Origin of the sequence: Providencia sneebia DSM 19967 (genome assembly GCF_000314895.2) — a bacterium.
In the GTDB taxonomy this organism is placed as follows: domain Bacteria; phylum Pseudomonadota; class Gammaproteobacteria; order Enterobacterales; family Enterobacteriaceae; genus Providencia; species Providencia sneebia.
In genome coordinates, this window is the sequence record NZ_CM001773.1 from 3,444,125 (window position 1) to 3,456,523 (window position 12,399).

At 38.3% G+C, this 12,399-nt stretch carries 13 protein-coding genes; all 13 read left to right on the forward strand.

Annotated elements, in window-relative coordinates; genetic code table 11:
• Positions 1 to 35: 35 nt before the first annotated feature.
• The 13 genes from OO7_RS14230 to OO7_RS14290 all read left to right on the forward strand — a co-directional run bounded on the left by OO7_RS14230 (position 36) and on the right by OO7_RS14290 (position 12,398).
• The gene (locus tag OO7_RS14230; RefSeq protein WP_008916629.1) at positions 36 to 1,622 is read left to right on the forward strand and encodes an ABC transporter substrate-binding protein; all 1,587 of its coding nucleotides are present in this window, start codon (positions 36 to 38) and stop codon (positions 1,620 to 1,622) included.
• Positions 1,622 to 2,590 carry an ABC transporter permease gene (locus OO7_RS14235; RefSeq protein WP_008916630.1) on the forward strand — a complete coding sequence of 323 codons (969 nt, stop codon included), beginning with the start codon at positions 1,622 to 1,624 and terminating at the stop codon, positions 2,588 to 2,590. Before OO7_RS14230 ends, OO7_RS14235 begins: the two co-directional genes overlap by 1 nt.
• Positions 2,587 to 3,399, forward strand: a complete 813-nt coding sequence (locus OO7_RS14240) for an ABC transporter permease (protein ID WP_008916631.1) — start codon at positions 2,587 to 2,589, stop codon at positions 3,397 to 3,399. Before OO7_RS14235 ends, OO7_RS14240 begins: the two co-directional genes overlap by 4 nt.
• The gene (locus OO7_RS14245) at positions 3,393 to 4,169 is read left to right on the forward strand and encodes an ATP-binding cassette domain-containing protein (RefSeq protein WP_008916632.1); all 777 of its coding nucleotides are present in this window, start codon (positions 3,393 to 3,395) and stop codon (positions 4,167 to 4,169) included. Before OO7_RS14240 ends, OO7_RS14245 begins: the two co-directional genes overlap by 7 nt.
• Positions 4,170 to 4,422: 253 nt before the next feature.
• Positions 4,423 to 4,725: an urease subunit gamma gene (locus OO7_RS14250; RefSeq protein WP_008916633.1), complete on the forward strand. Its 303-nt coding sequence runs from the start codon at positions 4,423 to 4,425 to the stop codon at positions 4,723 to 4,725.
• An 18-nt stretch (positions 4,726 to 4,743) separates the two neighbouring features.
• Positions 4,744 to 5,169 (forward strand): urease subunit beta, encoded by a 426-nt coding sequence (locus tag OO7_RS14255; protein ID WP_008916634.1) that lies wholly within the window; start codon positions 4,744 to 4,746, stop codon positions 5,167 to 5,169.
• Positions 5,170 to 5,231: 62 nt separating this feature from the next.
• Positions 5,232 to 6,950: an urease subunit alpha gene (locus tag OO7_RS14260; RefSeq protein WP_008916635.1), complete on the forward strand. Its 1,719-nt coding sequence runs from the start codon at positions 5,232 to 5,234 to the stop codon at positions 6,948 to 6,950.
• Positions 6,951 to 7,035: 85 nt separating this feature from the next.
• Entirely contained in the window at positions 7,036 to 7,707 is a 672-nt protein-coding gene (locus OO7_RS14265) for an urease accessory protein UreE (protein WP_008916636.1), read from the forward strand.
• Between the two features lie 24 nt (positions 7,708 to 7,731).
• Complete coding sequence (locus tag OO7_RS14270; RefSeq protein WP_008916637.1) at positions 7,732 to 8,418, forward strand: urease accessory protein UreF; 687 nt, start codon at positions 7,732 to 7,734, stop codon at positions 8,416 to 8,418.
• Between the two features lie 30 nt (positions 8,419 to 8,448).
• On the forward strand, positions 8,449 to 9,081 hold the full coding sequence (gene ureG, locus OO7_RS14275; protein ID WP_008916638.1) for an urease accessory protein UreG: 633 nt from the start codon (positions 8,449 to 8,451) through the stop codon (positions 9,079 to 9,081).
• Positions 9,082 to 9,083: 2 nt separating this feature from the next.
• Positions 9,084 to 10,049: an urease accessory protein UreD gene (locus tag OO7_RS14280; protein WP_008916639.1), complete on the forward strand. Its 966-nt coding sequence runs from the start codon at positions 9,084 to 9,086 to the stop codon at positions 10,047 to 10,049.
• A gap of 145 nt (positions 10,050 to 10,194) precedes the next feature.
• Entirely contained in the window at positions 10,195 to 11,187 is a 993-nt protein-coding gene (yut, locus tag OO7_RS14285; RefSeq protein ID WP_008916640.1) for an urea transporter, read from the forward strand.
• Between the two features lie 29 nt (positions 11,188 to 11,216).
• Positions 11,217 to 12,398: an ion channel gene (locus OO7_RS14290; RefSeq protein ID WP_043892736.1), complete on the forward strand. Its 1,182-nt coding sequence runs from the start codon at positions 11,217 to 11,219 to the stop codon at positions 12,396 to 12,398.
• Position 12,399: the final 1 nt, after the last annotated feature.

Sequence of the window (12,399 nt, forward strand, 5' to 3'; positions counted from 1 at the left end):
TATATAACAATGTGCCCTAGGTTTAAGAGGAAATTATGATCAAGAAATTAGTACTTGCGATACAAACCAGCTGCTTTCTCGCTCTTTCAGCACAAGCTTATGCCGCAGAGCCAGTTGCAGATAAAACATTGCGTTTAGCAATAGGTTCAGAGCCAACCGAAGGTTTTGACCCAATGTTAGGTTGGAGTCATGGTAGCTATTTACTCATTCATAGCCCACTTTTAAAACAGAATGCAGATTTATCTTGGCACAGTTATATGCTTGAAAGTTATGAATATAATGATGCGGATAATGCTTGGGTAGTAAAACTTAAAGATGGATTAAAATTTTCTGATGGTTCGCCATTAACTGCTAAAGATGTTGCATATACCTATAACAATGCAGCAGCAAGTGGCGGCAAAGTGGATATGGGGAATTTCTCTAAAGCAGAAGTCATTGATCCGCTAACAGTAAAAATGGTTTTATCATCTCCGCAAAGTACCTTTATTAATGTTTTAGGATCATTAGGCATTGTCTCTGCTGATAAATATGATGCTAAAAAGTATGCACATAATCCTATTGGTGCAGGCCCTTATCGTTTAGTGGCTTTTCAACCGGGACAACAACTAATTGTAGAACAAAACCCTTACTATGCTGGGCCAAAAAATAGCTTTGAAAAAATGGTCTTTGTCTTCCTTGATGAAGATGCCGCTTTCGCTGCTGCACAAAGTGGCCAGCTAGATATCGTCCGCATCCCTGCCGCTGTCGCATCACATGCGGGTGATGTAAATAATATGAAATTAATTGAACGCCATAGTGTAGAAAACCGCGGTATTTCATTCCCTATCCCACCCGCTGGGGAAAAAGATGCTCAAGGTAATCCGATTGGTAATGATATCACCTCTGATATCGCTATTCGCAAAGCAATCAACTACGCTATCGACCGTAAATTATTAGCCGATTCTGTACTTGAAGGTTTTGCTATTCCAGCATTTACCGGTGTAGAAGGTTTGCCATGGAATAATCCGCAATCTGCATTTAAAGATGGCGATGTTGAAAAAGCAAAAACTATTCTCGAAGAAGCAGGCTGGAAATTAAATAAAGATGGCTTGAGAGAAAAAGACGGCAAAGTTGCAAAATTAACATTGTGGTATGCAAGTGGTGATACAACGCGTCGTGACTTAGCTCAAGCAATTAGGTCTAGCTTAAAGCCTATTGGCATTGAGATGGATTTAAAATCAGGAAGTTGGGAAACAGTTGAACGTTACATGCACGCTAACCCAACTTTATTTGGCTGGGGAAGTCTTGACCCAATGGAAATAGCACATAACTACAGCAGTCAAGCTGCTGGCGTTGGTTTCTATAACCCTGGTTATTACAAAAATCCAGCTGTCGACAAAATTATTGAAGAAGCAATGCGTCAACCAGACCAAGAAAAAGCAATTCCATTCTGGCAAGAAGTTGAATGGAATGGCAAAACAGGTGTTGGTATACAAGGTGACGCTGCTTGGGCTTGGTTGATGAATTTACAACACATTTATTTATTAAATAACTGTGTTGAGCTTGGTAAAGGTGCACCTGAAATTCACGGCTCTTGGTCTGTATTAAACAATGTTGACGAATGGGCTTGGACTTGTAAGTAATGCGCTCATTAATAGGCTTTTTATTTCGATTTATCTGTTTACTGACTGTCGTTTCAGCAGGTGTTTTTATTCTGCTAAGTTACTCTCCGATAGATCCAGTAAAAGCCTATATTGGTAATGATTTAATGCACGTACCCCCTGAGCAGTATCCACTGATAGCTGCTCGGTGGGGGCTTGATCAACCTTTGTGGGTACAATTTTGGCGATGGTTTTCACAGATGCTTCAAGGGGATATGGGCTATTCAATGCTCTATAACACCCCTGTGATACAAGTTATCTCTGATAGATTAGTACCATCATTAGCTTTATTAGTATCCTCTTGGGTATTTTCAGGTATTGTTGGCTTTGCATTAGGCTTAATCGCGGGAAGATATTTAAATCGTTGGCCAGATAGAATAATTTCAACGCTATCTTATTTGTTGGCCTCTATTCCCGTTTTCTGGATAGGCTTATTGCTGTTATCACTATTTGCTGTTTCATTAAAGTGGGCGCCTATTTGCTGTGCATGGCCTATTGGATTAGATGAGCAATCCTCAACATTGTCTGAAAAAATACATCACTTAGTATTACCAGTTATTGCACTGGGAATGCTAGGCGTTGGAACGATTGCTCTGCATACGCGTTCAAAAGTCGCAGAAGTGATGAGTAGTGAATTTATTCACTATGCAAAAGCTCAAGGTGATAAAGGTTGGCCAATGATGCGTTTTCATGTGTTAAAGCATGCCATTACGCCAGCTATTTGCTTACAATTTGCTTCAGTGGGTGAATTATTAAGTGGGTCTTTATTAGCAGAAAAAGTCTTTGCTTATCCTGGATTGGGGCAAGCGACTATTGATGCCGGTTTACGTGGTGATATCCCATTATTAATGGGGATCGTGATGCTCTGTGCGGTACTGATCTTTTTCAGTAATAGCCTAGCAGATGTCATGCTGAAGAAAGTCAATAAAGGGGCAATTAGAGAGTCATGACATATAACCCTAATAAGCCCTTAATTAAATTACTGATTGCATTATTTTGTTTAGTTGTACTTGGTATTTACGTTTTTTGGCTTTCTTACACTGATGTTGAGATGAATTTATTAGATCGTCGGCTTGCACCATCATTTGAACATTGGTTTGGGACAGATAATTTAGGGCGCGATTTATGGGATAGAACATTCCAAGGAATTGCGACTAGCTTACAAATTGGCTCAATAGCTGCAATATCAAGTGGAATTATCGCCTTAGTGATGGCCGGATTATCTTCCATTAGTAAAACAATGGATTACCTTGTTCGCGGCATTATTGATGCATTATTAGCTTTACCCCATTTATTACTATTAGTTCTTCTTTGTTTTTCTTTAGGTGGGGGAAAAACAGGTGTTATTTGGGCGGTTGCATTAACACATTGGCCCAAATTAGCCCTAATATTACGCTCTGAATTACTGAAAATACGGCAAACTGATTACATTATGCTGTCCTATCGCATAGGAAATAATGCCTTATATCGGTGGCGATATCATTATTTGCTGATGATCCTACCGCAATGGATGGTTGGGACATTATTAATGTTTCCTCATGCTATATTGCATAGTGCAGCACTTAGTTTTCTTGGATTTGGTTTATCGCCACATGAACCATCCTTAGGTATTTTGCTCTCAGATGCATTACGCTATTTGAGCACTGGCGCTTGGTGGTTAGCTGTTTTCCCCGGCTTAGCATTAATGGGATTAGTACTACTGTTTGACCAATTTGCTAAATCGGCACAACAACTGTGGTTAAGAGGTGCAACATGCTAAGCTTTGATCGTTTAACAATTGATGTTGCAAAATTTCGGTGGCTGGGGAAAAAAAGCTGGTCTCCTCTGCTGCATGATATCTCTTTAGATATCAAACCTGGAGAAATGGTTGCGCTAGTTGGTGGGAGTGGCGAAGGGAAAAGCCTATTACTTCAAAGCGGATTAGGATTATTGCCTGATAATATGCGCAGCCACGGTAATATTATTTTAAATGGACGAGAACTCACTGAAGATGTAAAGCCGCATTATCGTGGTAGTGCTTTATGTTATATACCTCAAGGTGTTAGTGCGTTGAATCCATTAATTCGTATTGGCGCCCAATTAGAGCGAGCCGCCGTATTAAGTGGCCAACATATTAAAATGCATGATATTGCCCATCACCTACAGCAATATAATTTACATGCAAGCTTAGTCAAAAATTATCCAAGAACATTATCAGGTGGAATGGCGAAACGTGTACTTGCTTGTACAGCTACCCTTTCACAAGCTGAGTATATTTTAGCTGATGAGATATCTTCTTGGTTAGATGATGAGCATGCCATCCAATTATTAGAACATATGAAAACGCTTTGTCGAGATGGCAGAGGCATTTTATGGGTTACTCATGATTTAGCAATGGCAGTTCGTTTTGCCGACCGAATTGCTTTATTACGAAATGGTACTTTAGAAGATGTATTAAGTAGCCAAGAATTAAAACAAGGTGGTGGAGGTAAATGGTTACAATCTTTATGGAACTCATTACCTGAGCACCAATTTATGGAATATAGATAATTAAATATATTCCATACTGAAAATTAAATAGAATTTAATTAACAAGCCAAAAAAAATCTTTATTCGATTAAATATAATAATACAACGCTGAATATGAGTCGTTATCTTTTATTTATATTTAGTCATAGAAATGTAATGAACATTATTCAATGTATTGTTCTATAATATTTTTAATAAAAACCTGTATTGGTTAATTTTATTAAATATTAATAGGTATTTAGGAATACCTGTTCTTATCAATCTAGGAGGTATTATGCAATTAACCCCAAGAGAAATTGAAAAGCTAATGGTTTACACCCTTGCAGATGTAGCAGAGAAACGTCGTGCTCGTGGTGTGAAATTAAATTATCCAGAAGCTGTCGCAATTATTACTGTTACAGCACTTGAAGGTGCTCGTGATGGTAAAACCGTTGAAGATGTCATGAAAGAAGCAGCAACGGTTTTAACCAAAAATGATGTGATGGAAGGTGTTGCTGATTTAATCCCGAATGTACAAGTTGAAGCTATTTTCACTGATGGAACACGACTTGTTACAGTTCATAATCCAATTAAATAAATCGATAAGGTAATTTATATGAGCGATTCGAAAACAACTGCGAAATTACCAACGCCAATAGGTGGAGTCATTTTAGCAGATACTCCTATCGAATTTAATGTCGATAAACCAGAAACAAAACTTAAAGTCCGTAATACGGGAGATCGCCCTATTCAAATAGGATCTCACTTCCATTTTTTTGAAGTTAACCATGCATTAGAGTTCGACCGTGCACAAGCCTATGGTAAACGTTTAAATATTTCATCTACAACGGCGATTCGTTTTGAGCCAGGTGATGAAATAGAAGTGTCTTTAATTCCTTATGGCGGAAAGCAAACTGTCTATGGCTTTAATAACCTCGTTGATGGATGGGCTGGTAAAAACGTTACCGCAACTGAACGTCCTGCGAAAGCAATCGCATTGAATGGTGCAATTGCTCGTGGTTTTAAAAATAAAGAACAGTAATTGCGTCATTTTCATTAATTAATGAATGACAACGTACCTTCTCAACATAAAAGGTAAAGAAAATGCCACAGATTTCTAGACAAGAGTATTGCGGATTATTTGGTCCAACCGTCGGTGATAAAATTCGCTTAGGCGATACCGATTTATATATTGAAATAGAAAAAGATTTGCGTGGTTATGGCGAAGAATCTGTCTATGGTGGTGGTAAATCACTACGTGATGGGATGGGTGCCAATAACACATTGACTAGCGATAATGGTGTTCTTGATCTTGTTATCACTAACGTCACAATTGTCGATGCACGTTTAGGTGTTATCAAAGCCGATGTTGGTATCAAAGATGGTAAAATTGCCGGAATTGGTAAAAGTGGTAACCCAAGCATTCAAGACAACATTACTCCAGGTATGGTTACTGGCGTAGCAACAGATGCCATCTCTGGTGAGCATCTAATTTTGACTGCTGCGGGTATTGATACGCATATCCACTTAATTTCTCCGCAACAAGCCTATGCTGCGTTATCAAATGGTGTAACAACTTTCTTTGGTGGAGGAATTGGTCCTACTGATGGAACAAACGGCACCACAGTCACCGCAGGACCTTGGAACACACGTGCGATGTTACGTGCGATTGAAGGCTTACCTATCAACGTTGGTATTCTTGGAAAAGGTAACTGCTTTACACGTGAACCACTTATTGAGCAATTAATTGCTGGTGCCGCAGGCCTAAAAGTGCACGAAGACTGGGGCGCAACAGCTAATGCGATCCGTCATGCTCTGCGTATTGCTGATGAATTTGATATTCAGGTTTCTGTTCATACCGACAGCTTGAACGAAGGTGGTTATGTTGAAGATACCATCGAAGCGTTTGAAGGTAGAACTATCCATACCTACCATACTGAAGGTGCTGGCGGTGGTCATGCTCCTGATATTATTAAAGTTGTTAGCCAACCAAACGTGCTACCAAGTTCAACCAACCCAACACTGCCATTTGGTGTTAACAGTCAGGCTGAACTATTTGACATGATTATGGTTTGTCATAACCTTAACCCAAATATTCCGTCAGACGTCTCCTTTGCTGAAAGCCGAGTACGCCCTGAAACTATCGCGGCAGAAAACGTTTTACATGATATGGGTGCTATCTCCATGTTCTCAAGTGACTCCCAAGCAATGGGACGCGTTGGTGAGAACTGGTTACGTATCGTACAAACAGCAAATGCAATGAAAGCATCACGCGGTAAATTACCAGAAGATGCACCGGGCAACGATAACTTCCGTGTACTACGTTATGTTGCAAAAATCACCATTAACCCAGCAATTGCACAAGGCATCAGCCATGTTCTAGGTTCAATTGAAGTGGGTAAAATGGCCGATCTCGTCCTATGGGATCCACGTATGTTTGGTGCTAAGCCAAAACTGGTCATTAAAGGCGGCATGATCAACTGGGCTGCAATGGGTGATCCAAATGCGTCTTTACCAACACCACAACCGGTATTCTATCGCCCAATGTTTGGTGCGATGGGTAAAACAGTCAACGACACTTGTGTAACCTTTGTTTCTCAAGCTGCACTTGACGATGGTGTGAAAGAGAAAGCTGGATTAGAGCGCCAAGTTGTTGCGGTCAATAACTGCCGTGCAATTGGTAAACGCGATCTCGTTCGTAACGGTGAAACACCGAATATTGAAGTTGACCCTGAAACCTTCTCTGTAAAAGTAAATGGCGAACATGCAACCTGCCAGCCAATTACTGAAGCAGCAATGAATCAGCGTTATTTCTTTAGTTAATACTTCGTTAGTTAATATTCGCTGTAATTATCTACCCTACTTTCTGCCTGCGTCATGCAGGCAGAATTAACAAAAAGGTAACATGATGATCCTTATTGAGCATATTCTTGGAAACATTAAAAAAGATCCAATTTGGCAAGAAAGAAAAAATAATGCACAAGTTGATATTTTGATCCTCGATCAGCGTGAAGCTCAAAAAAGCCGCTGCCGTAAAAACACAGAAAATGGTCAGGATATTGGGATCGCTTTAGATCGCAATGTGTTACTTGCTGATGGCGATGTCATTCTATTTGATGAATCAGCCAATAAAATGATTATTGTTCAAATCTCTTTACGCGATGTGATGGTCGTTAATTTACAACGCCTTAAAGATCTTCCTGTGGAAGAACAAGTTCTTGTCAGCTTTGAGTTAGGACATGCTTTAGGAAATCAGCACTGGAAAGCCGTTATTAAAAATAATTTGGTTTATGTTCCATTGACTGTTAGTGAAAAAGTTATGGAATCAGTGATGCGCACTCACGGTTTTAATCATGACACTTTCACTTTTGTAAAAGGTGAAACTATTTTACCTGAATTAACACATTCTGAAGCTCGTCTATTATTTGGTGGCGCGGAAGATACTGACACGCATGTGCATGTTGAAATTGGTCATATTCATCAACATAGCCATGGGCACGAACATACCCATAGCCACTCTCATGAGCATGACCATGACCATGACCACGATCACACACATGGCCACTCGCACAAGCATTAATTCGGTAGCTGTAAGGAACGCGGTATGAAAGCATCTGACCTAATAAGGATTATGCAGTTTAGTGATTCAGCCTTACCCATTGGCGCATTTACTTTCTCAAACGGTGTTGAATCCGCAATTCAAACTGGGGTCGTTCATGACAAAGAGACATTAAAGTCATTTGTGCACACATCCCTAAAAGTAGCGGCGAATTCAGATGGGATTGCCGTTGTTGCAGCCCATAGAGCAACACTCGCTCAAGATAATGATGCTCTAATTAAAATCGATTGGTCAGTTAATAATCGAAAATTAAATGAAGAAGCACGGTTGATGACAACCCGAATGGGCAAAAAATTAACTGAAATTTCAATTCATATTTTTGAACATCCACAACTTGTCTGGTGGCTTGATCAAATTAAAAGAGGTGTTGTGCCGGGAACTCAACCTGTTACTCAAGCTATGCTTATGGCGTTACAGGGGATTAACGAACGCGAAGTTGTTGTTATGCATCAATACGGTATTGCAATGACAATCCTGAGTGCTGCAATGCGTTTAATGCGCATTACGCATTATGAAACTCAACATATTCTTTTTGAATTGAATGAAGAAATAGATACATTTTGTGATATAGCTGCTTGTGGTGATATTCAACAAATGTCGTCTTATGTCCCGATTATTGATGTCTTAGCAGCTATACATACAAAATCATTTGTCCGTCTATTCATGAATTAATAATTAACTAAAGAATAATTAGGTAAAACAATGAAAAAAATGACTCGAATCGGCATTGGTGGACCTGTAGGTTCTGGTAAAACCGCCATTATTGAAGTAATTACACCAATTTTAATTGAACGTGGCATTAAGCCGTTAATTATCACTAACGACATTGTGACAACCGAAGATGCTAAGCAAGTAAAACGCACCCTTAAAGGTATTCTGGATGAAGAGAAGATCCTCGGTGTGGAAACTGGTGCATGCCCTCATACTGCTGTTCGTGAAGATCCAAGCATGAATATTGCCGCAGTTGAAGATATGGAAGAGCGTTTTCCTGATAGTGATGTGATCATGATTGAAAGTGGTGGTGATAACCTCACGCTCACATTTAGCCCTGCTCTTGCTGATTTTTATATCTATGTTATTGATGTTGCTGAAGGCGAAAAAATCCCACGTAAAAATGGCCCGGGATTAGTCCAAGCCGATATTTTAGTCATCAATAAAATTGACTTGGCTCCTTATGTTGGTGCTAGCCTTGAAGTCATGGAACATGACACCAAAATTGTGCGCAATAACCGCCCTTATGTCATGACAAACTGTAAGACAGGTGAAGGTGTTATAGAGCTTGTTGATATGATCATGGATAAGTTTCTCTTTACGCATCAGCCAACAAGAGGTTAAGTATGACTAAATTAAGGGCAGAGATAGCGAACACGCCTTCCCGTGTCCAAGCCCATATTCTAGGGAATGACGCCCCAGAGTTAGCAACATATCAAGATGAGCCAAAGCAAATGCAAAGTGGAGCGGTTGGTAAAAGCGGCTATCTGAAACTACGTTTTGCTCGCGGTGAATACCGCAGTGAATTAGTGGAAATGGAGCGCAGAGTGCCTTCTTTAGTTCAGAAAGCACTTTATTGGGATGAAAAGATGCCACAGCTTCCCTGTGTCACAATGATTTCGACGTCTGGCAGTTTATTGCAAGGTGACAGACAGGCCCTTGATTTAATCGTAGAGAAAAACGCTTGCGCGCATGTGACAACGCAATCAGCAACCAAAATTCATATGATGGAAGCAAACTATGCAACACAGTTTCAAAATATCATCGTAGAAGAAAATGGTTACTTAGAATATTTGCCGGATCCTATCATTCCGCATCGTAATTCTCGGTTTATCACAGATACTCGAATTAATATTCACCCAAGTGCGACAATGATTTATTCGGAAATTCTACTTTCAGGACGGAAATATCACCATCCCGATGAAGAATTTGGGTTTGATATTTTTTCTTCACATATCCGAGCTGAAGATCCATCAAATAAAGAGTTATTTGTTGAGAAATATATTTTAGAGCCTAAAAAAGAAAAATTAAATGTTGCCGCAGTGATGGGGCCATTTGATACATTTGGAAACGTCATCTTATTAACACCAAAAGAGAATCATTCCCGAATATTAGAGCGCTTAGAAGCTGTTTATGATGTTGAAAATAAAATCGCCTTTGGTGCAACACAATTGCCTAATGATGCTGGGATTGTTTTTAAAGTATTAGGTGTTGATAGCCCGAAAGTTAAAGAAGCTGTTAGATATTTTTGGCAAGTCGCTCGTGAAGAAATACTTGGTATCACTTTACACGAGCAGTTCTTGTGGCGTTAATTAAATAAGCTACTTTATTTTTAATAATATAACCCTTTATTTTATACATAGAATTATTTGAATAACATGCAGGCTTAGCCTGCATGTGCAGCTAATCTCGACTCAAATATGTAAGGTATATGCCAAATAATTTAAGGAGCATCACATGACAGACTCAGTGATAAATAAAAATGCGTGGAATAAACTCGCAGATGAAAATATATTTCTACAGTTTATTGATGTAACACTACGAGGTTGCGCGCAGGTCATGTTTCAAAATAATCCATTAACTGGGTTATTCTTTTTTATTGCTATTTTTGTTGGCGCATTTTTGGAAAATATGCCTGTAGTTGCATTTGGCTGCTTATTAGGAACAGTCGTTTCTACATTAACAGCTTATATAAGTAAACTAGATACAGTTTCATTGCGTGCTGGTCTTTATGGATATAATGGATGTTTAGTTGGGGTTGCATTGCCAACCTTCCTAGAAAACACGCCTTTTGTTTGGCTAACCATTATATTAGGCAGTATTATTTCTGTTATCGCGACCATTTCATTAATGGATTTTTTGAAAAACTGGAAAGTCGCCGCATTAACAGCACCTTTCGTCTTAGTTTCTTGGGTTATTTTATTAGCTAGCTATAGTTTCCTTGGTATTAAAGGTGTGGCATTACCTGATCCCGCATTACCTCAACAATATGTACAACCTATTGGTAATATCCCACATAGTGATCTTGTTGTTGATGTATTCCGTGGTATTTCTGAAGTATTCTTATTAAGTAGTATGATTGTTGGCGTTTTATTTGTTATTGGCCTGGCAGTAAACTCTATTTGGGCTGCTGTGTTTGCGGTTCTTGGCTCATTACTTGCATTTGCAGTCGCAACTTTATTAAAAGGTGATTTCGCAAGTATTCATACTGGCCTTTACTCATTTAGTGCTGTATTAACGGCTATTGCATTAGGATCGACATTTAATAATCCTAATTTTAGAGTTGTAGTTTATGCCATTGTTGGTGTTATTTTCACAGTATTTGTTCAAGGTGCATTAGATGTTGTTCTTGAGCCATTTGGTATACCAACATTAACAATGCCATTTGTATTAGCTTCTTGGTTATTCTTAGTTCCTAACCAAGATCTCATGCCTAAACATCGACAATAAAATTTGCTACAGAATTTAGGTTCATCAATATGAAAAAAAATGTAGTATCGATATATAAATATATTCAAGATATGACAATGATAAGGATATCATTGTCAATTTTGATGCTTATCGATGGGTTATTTATAATAATCCCAATCTTAACCTCATATAATTTTAGTTCTCCAACTGGATACCACACTTTTGTTGATTGGTTTCAATCATTAGGTGTTATCAAGCTATTAGATATTCCTAGATTCGCCATTGGTGTAGTATTAATTATACTTGCACTTCCCGTGTATTTAGGTATTCGCATTGGTTGGTTATTTAGCTGCTTTATGCTATTTGTCATAGTACTAATTAACCTTGTTTTAGAAAGGCAAAATGTTTTTACAGGAACATTTTCCTTATTACTCCTTATTGCAGCTATTGCTAATTGGAAAGTTTTTCATCGCCATAGTTTATCCGGAGCTAGCTTTGTTGCCTTTGTCGGATTAATTGCATTATTAGCTTATTCTGTCTTTGGTACTTTATATCTTGGCACTCATTTCCAACCACATGTAACCGATATTTCATCTGCATTTTATTTTGCCTTAGTATGTATGACGACGGTTGGTTTTGGCGACATAGTTCCTATTAGCGTTGAGGCTAGGTTATTTACAATCTCAATCGTTATATTAGGTATTACCATTTTTACAACCTCTATTATTTATGTTCTAGGGGTATTAGCCAAAAGTACACAAGCCATTGTTAAAAAGAGACTGTTTCGTATGAAAGATCATTATGTTATCGTTGGTGCTAGCCCTTTAGCTTTAAATACTTATTTTGGTTTAAAAAGACGTGATTTAGATGTTATGGTTATTTGTACTGATGATCAGAAAAATAATTATCCTGATAACGCATCAGTTTTAACTACGAATCAAATTAATAAATCGACGTTAAATAAAGCTAATCTTGGTGAAGCCAAAGCATTATTTGTTCTAGGCAGTTCAGATGCAGAAAATACAATTACGATGCTTGCTGCAAAAGAAATTGTTGGGGCAAATATAAAAAGTATTGTCGCCGTAAATGACGATAATAATCATGAAAATATGAAGCTTTTGCATGCTGACTTATTAATTTCACTCTCTTCATTAGGAAGTGAAGTTTTGATTAAAATGATTTTCGGAGAAAACATTAATAATCAAATTATAGAAAGCATTATTTTTTCTAATAATATATTAGATAATTAAG